Annotated in this window: 12 protein-coding genes and 1 pseudogene; 6 read left to right on the top strand and 7 right to left on the bottom strand. The window is 70.3% G+C overall.

The features are described 5' to 3' along the window. The first annotated feature begins 94 nt into the window (after positions 1-94). From ABT009_RS20045 to ABT009_RS20030, 4 genes and pseudogenes are all read left to right on the top strand, one after another. Positions 95-1,537 (top strand): hypothetical protein, encoded by a 1,443-nt coding sequence (locus ABT009_RS20045; RefSeq protein WP_351296241.1) that lies wholly within the window; start codon positions 95-97, stop codon positions 1,535-1,537. 301 nt (positions 1,538-1,838) lie between these two features. Then, positions 1,839-3,299: an alkaline phosphatase PhoX gene (locus tag ABT009_RS20040; protein WP_351296238.1), complete on the top strand. Its 1,461-nt coding sequence runs from the start codon at positions 1,839-1,841 to the stop codon at positions 3,297-3,299. Between the two features lie 207 nt (positions 3,300-3,506). Next, positions 3,507-3,830, top strand: a pseudogene (locus ABT009_RS20035) (TROVE domain-containing protein); the annotation flags it as partial. A gap of 214 nt (positions 3,831-4,044) precedes the next feature. Further along, positions 4,045-4,272: a hypothetical protein gene (locus ABT009_RS20030; RefSeq protein ID WP_351296235.1), complete on the top strand. Its 228-nt coding sequence runs from the start codon at positions 4,045-4,047 to the stop codon at positions 4,270-4,272. 223 nt (positions 4,273-4,495) lie between these two features. Here the strand turns inward: ABT009_RS20030 and ABT009_RS20025 are convergent, their stop codons facing one another. The 7 genes from ABT009_RS20025 to ABT009_RS19995 form a co-directional block, all read right to left on the bottom strand. Further along, the gene (locus ABT009_RS20025) at positions 4,496-5,722 is read right to left on the bottom strand and encodes a TerD family protein (protein WP_351297017.1); all 1,227 of its coding nucleotides are present in this window, start codon (positions 5,720-5,722) and stop codon (positions 4,496-4,498) included. Between the two features lie 170 nt (positions 5,723-5,892). Further along, positions 5,893-6,882 carry a zinc-dependent alcohol dehydrogenase family protein gene (locus ABT009_RS20020; protein WP_351296232.1) on the bottom strand — a complete coding sequence of 330 codons (990 nt, stop codon included), beginning with the start codon at positions 6,880-6,882 and terminating at the stop codon, positions 5,893-5,895. After that, a complete protein-coding gene (locus ABT009_RS20015) occupies positions 6,879-7,763 on the bottom strand; it encodes a carbohydrate ABC transporter permease (protein ID WP_351296229.1) in 885 nt (294 codons plus the stop codon). Before ABT009_RS20015 ends, ABT009_RS20020 begins: the two co-directional genes overlap by 4 nt. Next, entirely contained in the window at positions 7,760-8,701 is a 942-nt protein-coding gene (locus ABT009_RS20010; RefSeq protein ID WP_502989924.1) for a carbohydrate ABC transporter permease, read from the bottom strand. The genes ABT009_RS20015 and ABT009_RS20010 overlap by 4 nt, the downstream gene beginning before the upstream one ends. Beyond that, positions 8,698-10,059: an ABC transporter substrate-binding protein gene (locus tag ABT009_RS20005; protein WP_351296226.1), complete on the bottom strand. Its 1,362-nt coding sequence runs from the start codon at positions 10,057-10,059 to the stop codon at positions 8,698-8,700. The genes ABT009_RS20010 and ABT009_RS20005 overlap by 4 nt, the downstream gene beginning before the upstream one ends. Positions 10,060-10,191: 132 nt before the next feature. Then, on the bottom strand, positions 10,192-10,953 hold the full coding sequence (locus ABT009_RS20000; protein ID WP_351297011.1) for a DeoR/GlpR family DNA-binding transcription regulator: 762 nt from the start codon (positions 10,951-10,953) through the stop codon (positions 10,192-10,194). Between the two features lie 305 nt (positions 10,954-11,258). Further along, the gene (locus tag ABT009_RS19995; protein ID WP_351296222.1) at positions 11,259-12,080 is read right to left on the bottom strand and encodes an NAD-dependent epimerase/dehydratase family protein; all 822 of its coding nucleotides are present in this window, start codon (positions 12,078-12,080) and stop codon (positions 11,259-11,261) included. Between the two features lie 284 nt (positions 12,081-12,364). Between ABT009_RS19995 and ABT009_RS19990 the strand changes: the two genes are divergently transcribed. Together ABT009_RS19990 and ABT009_RS19985 are read left to right on the top strand one after the other, a co-directional pair. Beyond that, entirely contained in the window at positions 12,365-13,312 is a 948-nt protein-coding gene (locus ABT009_RS19990) for a 5-dehydro-4-deoxyglucarate dehydratase (RefSeq protein WP_351296219.1), read from the top strand. A gap of 20 nt (positions 13,313-13,332) precedes the next feature. Beyond that, complete coding sequence (locus ABT009_RS19985) at positions 13,333-14,505, top strand: hypothetical protein (RefSeq protein WP_351297008.1); 1,173 nt, start codon at positions 13,333-13,335, stop codon at positions 14,503-14,505. The last annotated feature ends 94 nt before the right edge of the window (positions 14,506-14,599 follow it).

Below are 14,599 nucleotides of genomic sequence, written 5' to 3'. Positions count from 1 at the left end.
GCCGGGCAGGCGGCACGCGGTCATATCGGTCTAGGCTGGGCCGGTCGGACCTTCGCGGACCGGCCGCCCCACACGTCCCGAGGAGAACCAACCGATGTCCGTAAGCCCCTCCACGCTGCCGCCGGTGCGGCTGCACTCCGAAGCGGAGCTGGCAAGGGACGCCCTCGCCGCACCGCTGCTCTCCCGCGCCGTGCGGCTCGCCCGCTGGGCGGGGCCGGACACCCGCGTCGGAGCGGGCGGGGAGCTCGTGGACGAGCAGCTCCCGGCCGCCGCGGCGGAGCTGGGCCTCGCGGACGACGAGGACGGGACGGCGTACGCGAGCGAGGCGTGGCGCGTCGCCGTGGACACCGGCCTCGTCGAGATCACGGACGAGGAGGAGGGCACCGTCACGGGCGGCGACAACCTCGGCCTCATCGCCTCCGGTGGCCCCAGCGACATCCTCGGCCTCTGGCTCGACGCCCTGGAGACCGTGCTGGCCGACGCGGCCGTGCCCGACCTCGACGACCTCGTCGACGCCATCGAGGACGACGGACAGATCGACTTCGAGCAGCTCGACTGGGACCCGGAGGCGGAGGCCGAGTTCCTCGACGGCGTGCTCGGCAACCTCTACCTGCTGAGCGTCAGCGAGGACGGGCCCGGCGACGAGCCCGTGCCGCTGCCCGCGCTCGCCGCGTCGATGATCGTGCCCGACGGCATGGGGAAGCCCACCAACGACGTCCTCGAGCAGGTCTCGGACGCCATGATGCGGCTCGACGACCAGTTCCGGATGCTGGAACCCGTCGGTCTCATCGAGTTCCAGCCGGTCGACGAGACCTTGCTGGCCGACACCGAAGGCGCCGGCGAGGAGCCGGGCGCATCCGCCGACGACATCGACGTCACGCGGTACGGAATGGTCCGGCTCACCCCGCTCGGCCTCTACGGCATGCGCGCCCGATTCCAGGAGGCGGGCCTCGACGCGCCCGCCGTCGGCGACCTCGCGGACAAGGGTGCCGACGGCCTGCTCGACGGCACCGCCGGATTCCCGCAGGGCGCGGCGCAGGCCGAGATCGAGCAGTGGCTCGCCCGGCGTGAACCGCTCGCCGCGGCCGAGGAGCTCCTCGCCGCCGCACGGGGCGGCGACGAAGGAGCGCCGCTGCGGCGGCTGCGCTGTCAGCAGGCGCTGTCGCTGGTCGGCGGCGCGGCCGAGCCCGCGCTTCGTGCCGTACTAGACGACGCCGAGCTCGGGGGACTCGCGCGCGTCTGGCTGAGCGAGCACGGGGCGGCCGACGTGCCGCCGCCGCCCGAGTCCATGATCTTCTGGCTGACGATCGACACGCTCGCCGCGCAGCTCGCCGCCGAGGGCAACTCCGCCGAGCTCCAGGCCCTGGTGGAGGGCCTGGCACAGCAGCACAGCGGCTTCTTCGACACGGCATGGCGCGTCGACCACCCCGGCACGGCCGACGTCCTCGAGGCGATGGGCCGCCTGCACCCCGACAAGAAGGTGGCGAAGGAAGCGCGCAAGGCGGCGTTCAAGGCGCGGTCGGCGCACGGGGGCTGACGCGGGCTTGTCCTGACCGGGGCCTGATTCCAGCCCGTCCGGCGCTTGAGGACGAGCTCGTCAGGGCGATCGGGGGTCTGGGGGCGGAGCCCCCAGCGGGGTCCAGGGCAGCGCCCATAGTTGCGGGAAGGGGTGGGGGAGAGAACCCCGCCCACGGACCGACGCCTCCCAAGGCCGGAGAAGTCGGGCTGCGTTCAACTGGCGTTTATGCGCGGGCGGCACGGTGACCGTCGAAACGGTCCCGCCGCGCCACCCCCCGCCAAGCCCCAGCCGTACGCGCCCTCAGGCCTCAGGAGAAACCATGTCGCTCACCCGCAGGGACTTCGCCAGACGATCCGCGATCACCGGCGCCGGTGTCGCGCTGGTCGGCAGCGTCGGAGCCTTCGCCACCACGCCCGGTGCCCTCGCCAGCCAGGACACAGAGCCCGTGGACGGCGCGGACCTCGAGGACACCGCCGACGCCCTCGGCGGCATCGGTTACGGCGCCCTCGTCGAGGACCCCGAGGGCATCCTCGCCCTCCCCGCCGGCTTCTCGTACAGCATCGTCACCTACAGCGGCAAGACGAAGCTGGAGTCCGGCGAGTACACCCCGTCCAACCACGACGGCACCGGCACCTTCGAGGGCCCGCGCGGCACGACGCTGCTCGTCAACAACCACGAGCTGAAGGGCCCGCGCGCCAACTGGAAGTACCCCGTGCCACTCACCGACGGCCTCGTCTACGACCCCGCCGCGTCCGGCGGCTGCACCGTCGTCGAGGTGCGCCCCGGCGGCGAGGTCGCGGAGTGGGTCGGCATCGCCGGCACCTCCACCAACTGCGCGGGCGGCACCACCCCTTGGGGCACCTGGCTCACCTGCGAGGAGACCGAGGACAAGGCCGGCTCCAACGGCATGACCAAGGACCACGGCTACGTCTTCGAGGTCGACCCGCGCGACGGCCGCGCCAACCGCGACCCGAAGCCCATCAAGGCCCTCGGCCGCTACGCCCACGAGGCTGTCGTCGTCGACCCCAAGCGCGGCCACCTCTACCTCACCGAGGACGCCGCGGGCCCCAACGGCCTGCTCTACCGCTGGACCCCGCCGGCCGGCTTCGAGCACGGCCGCGGCAAGCTGCGCACCCTCGCCGACGACGCGGGCGTGCTGCAGGCCCCCAAGTGCTACGACTCCGGCGGCCGCTTCGTCGACGACCTCTCCCGCGCCACGAAGATCGGCACGGTGTACGGCGTGGACTGGGTCGACGTACCCGACCGCGACGCGAAGACCGTGTCCGTCCGCAAGCAGTTCGCCACCGGCGAGATCACCCGCGCCCGCAAGCTCGAGGGCATGTGGTGGGGCGACGGCGGCACGTACATCGTCTCCTCGTACGCCCGCGAGGAGAGCCCCGTCCAGCACGACGGGCAGGTCTGGTTCTACGACCCCAAGCGGCGCACCCTCACGCTGAAGGTGCTGCTCGGCGTCAACCCGGACCCGTCCAAGGACGGCGCCTTCGACGGTCCCGACAACATCACCGTCTCGCCCTACGGCGGCATCGTCCTCGCCGAGGACGGCGAGGGCGTCCAGCACCTCTTCGGCGCGACCGACAGCGGCCGCACGTACCCCATCGCGCGCAACGACCTGAACATCGGCACCGAGGAGGAGCCGGAATACAGCGAGTTCGCGGGAGTCACGTTCTCGCCCGACGGCAAGACCCTGTACGCGAACATCCAGACGCCGGGGATTCTGGTGGCGATCACGGGACCCTGGAAGCGGCAGAGTAGAGGCTGAACTCATTCGTAGTCACGGGTTGAGCTCCAGCACCCCGGACCTTCTGGCGGCCGACGCGGGGACACCATGTCCGCGTCGGCCGCAGGCCTTATTGGATGTGAGTGCCTTGACGCTCATCCGCCCTTTACCGCATCGAGGGTTTCGCCGGGACGGCTCTGAAGGCCATCACCTCCGGTGCCTGAGGTAGTTGCAGACGGTCCTCACCCGGAATTCCCCCTTCAGATCCTGGGGCGCTTCGGCGACCTCGGCGGCACGAACACCACCGAGGCGGTACGCCGGCACTACAGGCGGCACGACCGCGTGCTGATCGTCACCGACGAGCAGGCCACGTACCACGGGGCCGGCGACCCGACCGAGCAGGTCCCGGCGCACGTCCCGGTGTACACCTGGAACCTGGCCGGGTACCGGGCGGGCCGCGCGGGCTCCGGGAAGGGGAACAGGCACGTCTTCGGCGGCCTCTCGGACGCGGCCTTCCGGATGGTGCCGCTGCTGGAGGCGTCGCGGAATGCGACGTGGCCGTGGCTGAACTGAAGTGCGCGGCCGCAGCCCACGGGTCCGACGCGGGCTGCCGGAGCGGGGTTGCGCCGGGGCCCGCGGGCTGCCTGAGCAGGGCTGCGCCGGGCCCCGCGGGCTGCCCGGGCAGGGCTTGGCTGCGGCCCCGGCGTTCTTCCCGGTCGGCGCAGGGCGCTACCCCGGCCACGGCAGACCTGGCGTCCCGGAGCCGACGAGGCGCATACTTCGTTCAATGACGAAACCACCAGCTAGTCGACGCCATCTGCCCTCAAGCCCCTTCAATGTGCCGGCACCACCGGCGCTTCCCATCGAGCAGTTCGCCGTGGGAGACCGGGTATCACATGATCAGTACGGGCTCGGAAGAGTCAGCGGAGTCGAGGGCGATCAAGCCGTGCTCGTCGATTTCGGTGGTCGGCAGGGGAGGTTCCTGACCCCCTTTTCCAAGCTCGTCAAGCTCTGACGCACCTGAATGGCCCAGGCTGGTGGTGTGGGTCCCGTGGACATGAAGCACCTGGGAAGACCTGAGACCGTCAGGCGGGGCCGGGAATGACGCGCGCGGTGGACCGGCAGGGAGGTCGAACAGGCCTCTCGCTGCCGGCCACGCCAGTGCCGCGCGGCGTCGGTGCCCGGTGCCTGGTGTCGGTGCCCGGGGCGGCATCCGACGGCGCCCGCGGCGCGCTCTCCTACAGCGCCTGCGCCGCCGGCTTGACCATGCCGCGGACCGTGCGGGACTTTACGAAGTCGCCCATCGCGGTCATCTCCCACTCGCCGGAGAACTGACGGATCAGCTTGGCCATCATCACGCCCGTCTGCGGCTCGGCGCTCGTCAGGTCGAAGCGGACGAGCTCCTCGCCGGTCGTCGCGTCGAGGAGACGGCAGTACGCCTTGGCGACCTCGGTGAACTTCTGGCCGGAGAACGAGTTGACCGTGAAGACCAGGCCCGTCACATCCTGGGGCAGCCGGCCCAGGTCGACCACGATCACCTCGTCGTCCCCGCCGCCCTCGCCGGTGAGGTTGTCGCCGGAGTGCTTGATCGCGCCGTTCACGATCGACAGCTTGCCGAAGTAGCAGCTGTCGACGTGGTTGCGCTGCGGGCCGTACGCGATGACCGAGGCGTCCAGGTCGATGTCCTTGCCGCGGTACGCAGGCTCCCAGCCGAGGCCCATCTTGACCTGCGACAACAGCGGGCGGCCGCCCTTGACCAGGGACACCGTCTGGTTCTTCTGCAGGCTGACGCGGCCCTTGTCGAGGTTGATCTTCCCCGTGCCGGGCGCGGGGGCGGCGGGCGCGGCGGCCGGGGGAGCGGCGGGGGCCGCCGGGGCCGCGATGCGCGGGTCCACCGGGGGCGCGGGCGGCGTCACCGGCGGCGCAGGCGGCGTCTGGACCGGGGCCGCCGGGGCCGGGGCCTGGGCGGGCTCCTCCTCGACCGTCACCCCGAAGTCCGTCGCGATGCCGGCCAGGCCGTTCGCATACCCCTGGCCCACCGCGCGCGCCTTCCACGCACCGTTGCGCAGATAGATCTCGACGATCACTAGCGCCGTCTCCGCGCCGAGCTGAGGCGGGGTGAAGGTGGCGATGACAGAGCCGTCGTCGGCGTTACGGATGGTGGCCGTGGGCTCGATTCCCTGGAACGTCTGTCCCGCCGCGTCCGGGCTCGCCGTCACGACGATCTTCTCGATGCCGGGGGGCACGGCCGCCGTGTCCACGGTGATCGCGTCCGGTCCGGTGCCGCCGCCGGATCGGTAGCTGACACCGGGCCCTGCCGGCTGGTTGTAGAAGATGAAGTCGTCGTCGGAGCGCACCTTGCCGTCGGCGGTGAGCAGCAGGCCCGATACGTCGAGCCGCACCGGGGCGGCGACGTCGACCGCCACGCGGGGGGCGGTGAGAGGGATGTTCGAGCCGGGGGTCATAGCTGTCATGCCTGGGGTAACGAACGGGTACGCTTTACCGTTCCCTTACCTCGGGTGTTCTTGGCGCGTTCTTTTCCCCACCCCCCCTTCCCGTAACCAGGGGGCCAGCCCTCTGGACTCCCGGTCCTCAATCGCCGGACGGGCTGAAAATTCAGCCCGTCCGGCGAATCTCACGGCACCACCACGATCTTGCGCCCCACCCCCGAAGCAAACTGGTCCAGTGCCTCCGGGTACTGGACCAGCGGCATCCGGTCGCTGATGAACACCTCCGGATCCAGCACGCCGCCGGCGAAGAGCTCCGCCGCCCGTTCGAAGCTGTGCAGTACCGCCATCGAACCGGTGATGGTGATCTCCTGGTTGTAGATGCGGTACGGGTCGATCGTGACCCGCGTCGCGTAGTCGGCGACGCCGAACTGAAGGAACGTGCCGGCCTTCGCCACCCGCCCCAAGCCGTCCTGGATCGCCGCCGCGTTCCCGGTCGCGTCGACGACGACGTCCCAGCCCTGGGGGCGGTCCAGCTCGTCGGCGTTCGCGGCGGAACCCGAGACGCCGAGCCGCCGCGCGGTCGCCAGGCGGTCCGCGTTGATGTCGACCACGTCGACGCTCGCCGCGCCCGTCCGCTTGGCGAGTTCCAGCATCATCAGGCCCATGGTCCCGGAGCCGTAGATCAGCACGTGGGCGCCGAGCCGGGACTGCAGCACGTCGTAGCCGCGTACCGCGCAGGACAGCGGTTCGACGAGGGCCGCGTCCTGGGTGCGTATGTGGTCGGGGAGCTTGACGCAGTTGGCGGCCGGGGCCACCGCGTACTGCGCCGCGCCGCCCGCCGTGGTGACGCCGATCGCGGCCCACCGTTCGCACATGTTGTTGTGCCCGTTACGGCAGTGGCGGCACTCGAAGCAGTACAGCGACGGATCGACGGCCACTCGGTCGCCGAGGGCCAGTTCGGTGACCGCGCTGCCCAGGCCGACCACCTCGCCCGCGAACTCGTGGCCCGGTATGACCGGCAGGGTGGGCGCGAACTCGCCCTGCAGGATGTGCAGATCGGTGCCGCACAGCCCGCAGGCCGCGACCTCGACGACGACCTCGCGCGGCCCGGGCGTCGGGTCCGGCACCTCGGCAACGACTGCCTTGCCGACGGTCTCGATGACGGCGGCCTTCATTTGACGGCTCCCAGTGACAGACCCTGGACCAGTTTGTCCTGGGCGGCGAACCCCGCGGCGAGCACCGGCAGGGAGATGACGAGCGACGCGGCGCACACCTTCGCCAGGAACAGGCCCTGGCTGGTGATGAAGCCGGTGAGGAACACGGGTGCGGTCTGGGCGACGGTGCCGGTCAGCACCCGCGCGAAGAGCAGTTCGTTCCAGCTGAAGATGAAGCAGATCAGCGCGGTCGCGGCGATGCCGGGCGCGGCGATGGGTGCCACCACGCGCGCGAGGACGGTCGGCAGCCGGGCGCCGTCGATCTGCGCGGCCTCGATGATCGCGACCGGCACCTCGGCGAGGAACGACTGCATCATCCACACCGCGATCGGCAGGTTCATCGAGGTGTAGAGGACGACCAGCAGCCAGATGTTGTCGAGCAGCCCGGTGTTCTTGGCGAAGAGGTAGATCGGCAGCAGGCCCGCCACTGCGGGCAGCATCTTCGTCGACAGGAAGAAGAACAGGACGTCGGTCCACTTCTTCACCGGGCGGATCGACAGCGCGTACGCCGCCGGGAGTGCCAGCAGCAGTACGCAGAGAGTCGAAACCACGGACGCCATCGCCGAGTTGATCAGCGCGGGCCAGGGGCTCGCGCCGCCGCCCGCGCCGAAGAAGTCGCGGTAGCCGTCCAGGGTGAGCGCGGCGGCGAAGGACGGCGGGTTGGTGGCGGCGTCCTCCTCGGAATGGAAGGAGGTCAGCGCCATCCACGCGATGGGCAGGAAGAACACGATGCCGCTCAGCCAGGCGAGCAGGCCGAGGGCCGCCCCACGGCTGCGTATGCCGTTGTCGCGGACGCCGCTGTTGCGCACGCCGCCCTTGCGTACGACGGTGAGTGTGCTCATGCGCGGGACACCTCCTCACGGAAGAGGGACGAGACGACCCGCAGGGCGAAGGTCGCGATGACGATGGAGCCGATGACGACGAGGACGCCGGCGGCGGAGGCCAGGCCGTTCTCGTGCGCCGCGTAGAAGGTCTGGTAGACGGTGTAGGGGAGATTCGCGGTGCCGAGGCCGCCCTGGGTGATCGTGAACACCGCGTCGAAGTTCTGGACGATGTAGATCGAGCCGAGCAGCGCGCCCAGTTCGAGATAGCGGCGCAGATGCGGCAGCGTCATGTAGCGGAAGATCTGCCAGTTCGAGGCGCCGTCCATACGGGCCGCCTCCATGACGTCGTGCGAGCGGCTCTGCAGTCCGGCCAGCAGGATCAGCATCATGAACGGCGTCCACTGCCAGACGAGCGACGCCTCGATCGCCAGCAGCGGAGTGCTGGAGATCCAGTCCGGCTGCGGGCCGCCCACCAGGTGCAGAAGGCCGTTGAGGAGTCCGTACTCGGGGTTGTAGAGCACGTGCTTCCACAGCAGCGCGGCGGCCACGGGCACCAGGAGGAACGGCGCGATCAGCAGCGTGCGGACGAGGCCGCGGCCGCGGAACTTGCGGTCCAGGAGCAGCGCCAGGCCCAGCCCGAGTACCAGGCTCACCAGGACCACCGTGGCGGTCAGCAGGATGGTCGTCAGCACCGAGTTCCGCAGGTCCGGGTCCGTCAGCACCTCACCGTAGTTGGCGAGACCGGCGAACCGTCGGGCGTCCGGATACAGCGCGTTCCAGTCGAAGAGGGAGATCACCAGCGTGGCCACGAAGGGCAGCTGGGTGACCACGATCATGAAGACCAGGGCCGGCAGGAGCGGGGCCCGGGTGGCCCAGGCCCGCAGCCGGCCCGGCGGCTTGGCCGTCCGGGCACGGTGTGCGGCCGTCATACGAGGAGCGGTGGTGGTCGTCGTCACTTGTACTTCTCCGAGACCTTCTCGGCGAGCTTCTGCGACTTCGCGAGAGCGGCGTCGACGGACTGGCGGCCCGCGATGGCCGCGCTGATCTCCTGCGAGACCTTGGTGCCCAGGTCGGTGAACTCGGGGATGCCGACGAACTGGATGCCGGGTGCCGGCCGCGGCTGCATCCCGGGGTCGTTCGGCCGGGCGGACTCGATGGCCGTGCGCGTCACGTCCGCGAAGGCCGCCGCCTCCTTGCGGTACTCGGGCCGCTCGTAGGTCGAGGCCCGCTTGCCCGCGGGCACATTGGCCCAGCCGAGCTTCTTGCCCACCAGCTCCTCGTACTCCTTGCTCGACGCCCAGGAGACGAACTTCCATGCGGCGTCGGGGGACTTGGAGGCCTTTTGCACGCCCCACGCCCAGGTGTAGAGCCAGCCGGAGCTCGTAGTCTCGTCGACCGGAGCGGGCACGTAGCCGATCTTTCCCTTGACCGGGGAGCCGGAGGCCTCCAGCGAACCGGTCGCGGCCGTGGAGTCGTACCACATGGCGGTCTTGGACTGGGTGACGTTGTTCAGGCACTCCGCATACCCGGACTGTGCCGCGCCCGCCTCGCCGTGCTTGCGTACCAGGTCGACATAGAACTTCGTCGCCTTCTTGAACTCGGGGGAGTCCAGGCGCGCCGTCCAGTCCTTGTCGAACCAGGTGCCGCCCATGGTGTTGACCACGGTGGTCAGCGGCGCCAGCGCCTCACCCCAGCCTGGCAGCCCGCGCAGGCAGATGCCCTTCATGTCCTTCTCCGCAGCGTCCACCTTGGCCGCGAGGTCCGCCACCTGCTGCCAGGTCGGCTTCTCGGGCATGGTCAGGTGGTCCTTGGCGAAGATGTCCTTGCGGTACATCAGGAAGGACGACTCGCCGTAGAAGGGTTCGCCGTACAGCTTGCCGTCCGCGCCGGTCAGGGACTGGCGCATGGGGGGCAGGATGTCCTTCTGGTCGAAGGCCTTGTCCTTGGCGACATACGCGTCGAGATCGTGCAGCCAGCCGTTCTTGGCGTAGATCGGTATCTCGTAGTTGCTGAGCGTGGCGACGTCGTACTGGCCTGCCTGGTTGGCGAAGTCCTGGCTGATCTTGTCGCGGACGTCGTTCTCCGGAAGCACGGTGAAGTTCACCTTGATGCCGGTCTTCTTGGTGAAGTTCGCGGCCGTGAGCTTCTGCAGCTCCAGCATCTGCGGGTTGTTGACCATCAGCACGTCGATGGAGTCGCCTCCGTCGGAACCGCCCCCTCCGGCTCCGGCACCAGCACAGCCGGAGAGCAGCAGCGCGCCCGCTGCGGCCGCGGCGATCAGGGAACGTGGGCTTGGTCGGCTCTGGTTGCGCATGTCGGCTCCTGGGTTGTGCGTGTCGGCTGCAGGGTTGTGCACGTGGACGGCTGGATTTATGGCGATATAACGGCTGTGAGTGGGTGTGGTGAACCACGTCCGGCGCAGGTCCGGTACGCAGATGGGGGTGAGTCAGACTCGGATGACCTGCGGCCCTTGCAGGGAGTAGCGATGGGCCTCGGACAGGGGCAGTCGGGTGGACGTGACGATCGCCTCGAGATCGCCGACCGAGGCGAAACGGCAGAAGCTCACGGCTCCGAACTTGGTGTGGACTCCGGTGAAGACCGTGCGCCGTGAGGCGCGCATGGCCTGCGCCTTCACCTCACTGACCGCGGGATCGGGCGTCGTCAGACCGTGTTCGCGGGTGATGCCGTTGGCCCCGATGTACGCCAGGTCGATCACGAATCCGGCGAGCATCCGGGTCGTCCAGTGGTCGACGGTCGCGAGTGTCCCGGCGCGCACCCGGCCGCCGAGCAGCAGCACGGTGGTGTTCTCGGCCTCCGCGAGCGCGCCTGCGGTCGCCAGTGATGCGGTGACCACGGTCAGCGGCCGGTCTCGGGGCAGTGCCTCGGCGATCAGCTGCGGCGTGAACCCCTCGTCGATGAAGACTGTCTCGGCGTCCCCGAGCAGCTCCGCCGCGGCGGCGGCGATCCGGCGTTTCTCGGGTACGTGCATGGTGGTGCGGAAGGCGAGGGTCGTCTCGAATCCCGCGCTCTCCACGGGATAGGCGCCACCGTGCGTACGGCGCACCAGACCGTGGTCCTCCAGCACGCGCAGATCGCGGCGGACCGTCTCCCTGGCCACGCCCAGATCGGCGGCGAGTGCGGCGACGTCGACCGAGCCCGCCAGGCGTGCCGCACGGACTATTGCGCGCTGGCGCTCCTCCGCTGTCATGGTCACCACACCTCCTTGCCGCTTCCCGCATGCGATGCCCGTTCGGGCTCCGGGGAACCCGTTCGGGCTCTGTGGGGAAGTTCTACAGCGGGGGAAACGTGGTGACCAGGCTCGTTGCAGAGTCGATATCGCCCGTTTATGTCCGTTCGACAGGGGGCGTGCCCGCGGCGGACCAGGCAGGGAGCGTTGGTGCGAGTGGTTTCGGGCGCTTCACGTGCCCGAACAAGATGCCGGGCGGGCCCGTTTGGTGCCCGCCCGCGGTTTCGCCGGTTTCCGTCGGCGCAGTGCGCTGGTGTCAGTCGTCGTCAGTACGGCCAGATCGGCGGGTTCGTGCAGAAGTGGCCGCCCAGGTGGGCGTGGTCCGGGTTGTCCGGGTCGAGTTCGCCGTGCTCGGCGATGAGCTTCTCGGCGTACTGCTCGGAGTCGTCCTGCGGCTCGTAGCCCAGCGCGCGGGCCGTCGAGAGGTCCCACCACAGGCGGGTGTTGTCGGAGGAGCCGTAGACGACGGTGTGCCCGACGTTCTCCGCGGTCAGCGCCGCGTGGAAGAGGCGGGCGCCGTCGCCCGGTGACATCCAGAGCGAGAGCATGCGGACGTTCGTCGGCTCCATGAAGCAGGAGCCGATGCGCACCGACACGGTCTCCAGGCCGTGCTTGTCCCAGTAGAACTGGGCGAGGTCCTCGGCGAAGGACTTCGACAGGCCGTAGAAGGTGTCGGGGCGGCGCGGGGTGTCGATGGGGATCAGGGAATCGCCGGACACAGGCGTGCCCTGGGGGCGCGGGGTGAAGCCGACCGCGTGGTTGGAGGAGGCGAAGACGATCCTGCGGACGCCCTCCTCGCGCGCGGCCTCGTAGAGGTTGTACGTGCCCTCGATGTTCGCCTTCAGGATCTTGTCGAAGGACGCTTCCAGGGAGATGCCCGCGAGGTGGATGATCGCATCGACCCCGCGCACGGCCTCGCGCAGCGCGTCCCTGTCCCCGAGGTCGGCGGTGATCGCGTCCGGCTCGCCCTCGATCGGCACCATGTCGAACAGGCGCAGCTCATAGCCGTAGGCGGGCAGCAGCCCCCGCATCAGGGTGCCGAGGCCGCCGGCGGCGCCGGTGAGCAGGACGGTGCGGGGAGCGGGCATGCGGGTCTCCTCGGGGCAAGGCCGCCATAGACGACCTTGTGCATGTACAGAATTCACATCCTTGGAAACGCTAGGGATCGGCTCGTGGTGGAGTCAAGTGTCTGCCGGGTGCTCCGGAGTGTTCCGCGGGCGTTCCGTGAACGGTGGAAATCCCCTTCTATAGAGGGGGTTTGCCCGCTTGACCGGCCCCTGGAGACCGTCTTAGCTTGAGCAGGTTCAGAGATATAGACGTTAATCAGAAACGTGCACGCCAGCTTGGATCAGCGACGCCCAAGGGAGAGCCCGTGACGTCAGCCCCACTCGCCGCTCGACTCCGCAACCCCAGCGGGCCGCTGTTCTTCCCTGTCACCGCCTACGGCCCCGACGGCTCCGTCAACCTCGACGCCTACCGCGCCCACGTACGCGACGGTGTAGAGGCCGGTGCGGCCGCTGTCTTCGCCTGCTGCGGCACCGGCGAGTTTCACGCGCTCACGCCGGAGGAGTTCCAGGCCTGCGTCGCCGCGGCCGTCGAGGAGGCGGCGGGCCGCGTTCCCGTGGTCGCGGGCGCGGGATACGGCACCGCGCTGGCCGTGCGGTACGCAAAGCTCGCCGAGGAGGCCGGGGCCGACGGACTGCTCGCCATGCCCCCGTACCTCGTGATCGCCGCGCAGGACGGGCTCGTGCGGCACTACACGCAGCTCGCCGACGCGACCTCGCTCGACGTCATCGTCTACCAGCGCGACAACGCCGTGTTCACGCCCGAGACGGTCGTCAAGCTGGCCCGCCACCCCCGGATCGTCGGCCTCAAGGACGGGGTCGGAGATCTCGACCTGCTGCAGCGCATCGTCAGTGCCGTGCGCCAGGAGCTGCCCGGCCAGGAGTTCCTGTACTTCAACGGCCTGCCGACCGCCGAACTCACCGGTCTCGCCTACCGCGGCATCGGCGTCACGCTCTACTCCTCGGCCGTCTTCTGCTTCGCGCCCGAGATCGCGCTCGCCTTCCACAAGGCACTGAACTCGGGCGACGACGCCACCGCGGGCCGCCTCATCGACGGCTTCTACCGCCCCCTCGTCGAGCTGCGCAACCAGGGCCGCGGATACGCTGTCTCGCTGGTCAAGGCGGGTGTCAGGCTGCGCGGCCTCGACGTGGGCGAGGTGCGGCCGCCGCTGCACGAACCCGCCGGTGACCACGTCAAGCGCCTCGCCGAGCTGATCGAGCGCGGCTACGCCCTGCTGCAGGAGAACGACGCATGATGAACCGTCCGAAGGGCCGTCTGAAGGCCTCCGTGTTCGTCTACCCCTGGGACGTCATCGGCGACCCGGACGCCGCCGCCCGCATCGCGGACCTCGGCGTCCAGCAGGTGACCCTCGCGTCCGCCTACCACTCCACGCGCGCGTTGACCCCGCGCCATCCCCGCCACCGCATCGTGACCGCCGAGCACGCCGCCGTGCTGTACCCGCCTTCCCCCGAGCGGTGGGACGGGCGGACTCTGCGGCCGTACGCCGCCGGGGACTGGGCGCCCGGTGACGCCTTCGGAGAGGCCGCCGAGGCACTGGCCGCAGCCGGCCTCGACGTGCACACCTGGGTGGTCCTCGCGCACAACTCCCGCCTGGGCGCCGAACATCCGGACACGTCCGTCGTCAACGCCTACGGCGACCGCTATCCCTGGGCGCCGTGCATCGCGCAGCCCGCCACGCGCGCGTACCTGATCGACCTCGCGGCCGAGGCGGCTGTACGGCCCGGCGCGCGCGGCACCGAGCTGGAGTCGCTGGGCTGGTACGGGCTCGCGCACCTGCACGCCCACGACAAGACCGCGGGTGTCGGGCTCGGTGACGCGGAGCAGTACCTGATGTCGCTCTGCTTCTGCCCGTCATGCCGCCACGGTTACGCGCAACAGGGCTTGGACCCAGACGAGTTGGCGGCCGCGGTCCGGAGTGCCCTGGAGCCCGTATGGCGGGGCGCGCCCTCGGATGGGGGGTGGCCGGCCATCGAGAAGCTCCTCGGCGCCGACAAGGCGGCGGCCACGCGCGCGTGGCGCGACGAAACGGCCCGCACGCTCCAGGAGGTCGCGGTGTCGGCGGTACGCGCGGCCGCCTCCCGGTCGGGTGCGGACGACTTCCAGGTACTGCTGCACGCGGACCCCGTCCCGTACCACTGCGGAGCGAACGCGGGCGTCGACCCCGCGCACATCCTGTCCGTGGCCGACGGTGTCGTGGTGCCCTGCACGGGCGGTACGGGCCTGCTGGCCCCCTTCGCCGAGCACCTCGGGGAGCGCGGCGTCCTCGCGGCCAACTTCACGATCGTCTCGGGCATGGGCGGCAGCCCGGCGACCCTGGCGTCCGACGCGGCCCGCGCGTCCGACTCGGGGGCGACGGAGCTGCGGCTGTACCACGCGGGGTTGGCGTCGGACGCGGACCTGGAGGCGGTGCGGACAGCGCTGGCCTGACGCCCGTCCAAGGCCCGGAGCGAGGATCGGGAAGGTGTCCGTCCTGCTTCTCGTGGTTCCCTGGGGATCGGCGATGAGTTTCCGGCCTGCCGGG

This window comes from Streptomyces sp. NPDC002896 (assembly GCF_040295225.1).
Taxonomy (GTDB): domain Bacteria; phylum Actinomycetota; class Actinomycetes; order Streptomycetales; family Streptomycetaceae; genus Streptomyces.
Note: the sequence above shows the minus strand (reverse complement) of the source record. Positions and strands in the feature narration are given on the sequence as shown.

What these genes read in the sequence shown, in the direction of transcription:
- ABT009_RS20005 (WP_351296226.1), bottom strand. Translation starts at nt 10,059, where the DNA reads ATGCGCAACCAGAGCCGACCAAGCCCACGTTCCCTGATCGCCGCGGCC.
- ABT009_RS20045 (WP_351296241.1), top strand. Translation starts at nt 95, where the DNA reads ATGTCCGTAAGCCCCTCCACGCTGCCGCCGGTGCGGCTGCACTCCGAA.
- ABT009_RS19995 (WP_351296222.1), bottom strand. Translation starts at nt 12,080, where the DNA reads ATGCCCGCTCCCCGCACCGTCCTGCTCACCGGCGCCGCCGGCGGCCTC.
- ABT009_RS20000 (WP_351297011.1), bottom strand. Translation starts at nt 10,953, where the DNA reads ATGACAGCGGAGGAGCGCCAGCGCGCAATAGTCCGTGCGGCACGCCTG.
- ABT009_RS20030 (WP_351296235.1), top strand. Translation starts at nt 4,045, where the DNA reads ATGACGAAACCACCAGCTAGTCGACGCCATCTGCCCTCAAGCCCCTTC.
- ABT009_RS20020 (WP_351296232.1), bottom strand. Translation starts at nt 6,882, where the DNA reads ATGAAGGCCGCCGTCATCGAGACCGTCGGCAAGGCAGTCGTTGCCGAG.
- ABT009_RS20025 (WP_351297017.1), bottom strand. Translation starts at nt 5,722, where the DNA reads ATGACCCCCGGCTCGAACATCCCTCTCACCGCCCCCCGCGTGGCGGTC.
- ABT009_RS20015 (WP_351296229.1), bottom strand. Translation starts at nt 7,763, where the DNA reads ATGAGCACACTCACCGTCGTACGCAAGGGCGGCGTGCGCAACAGCGGC.
- ABT009_RS20040 (WP_351296238.1), top strand. Translation starts at nt 1,839, where the DNA reads ATGTCGCTCACCCGCAGGGACTTCGCCAGACGATCCGCGATCACCGGC.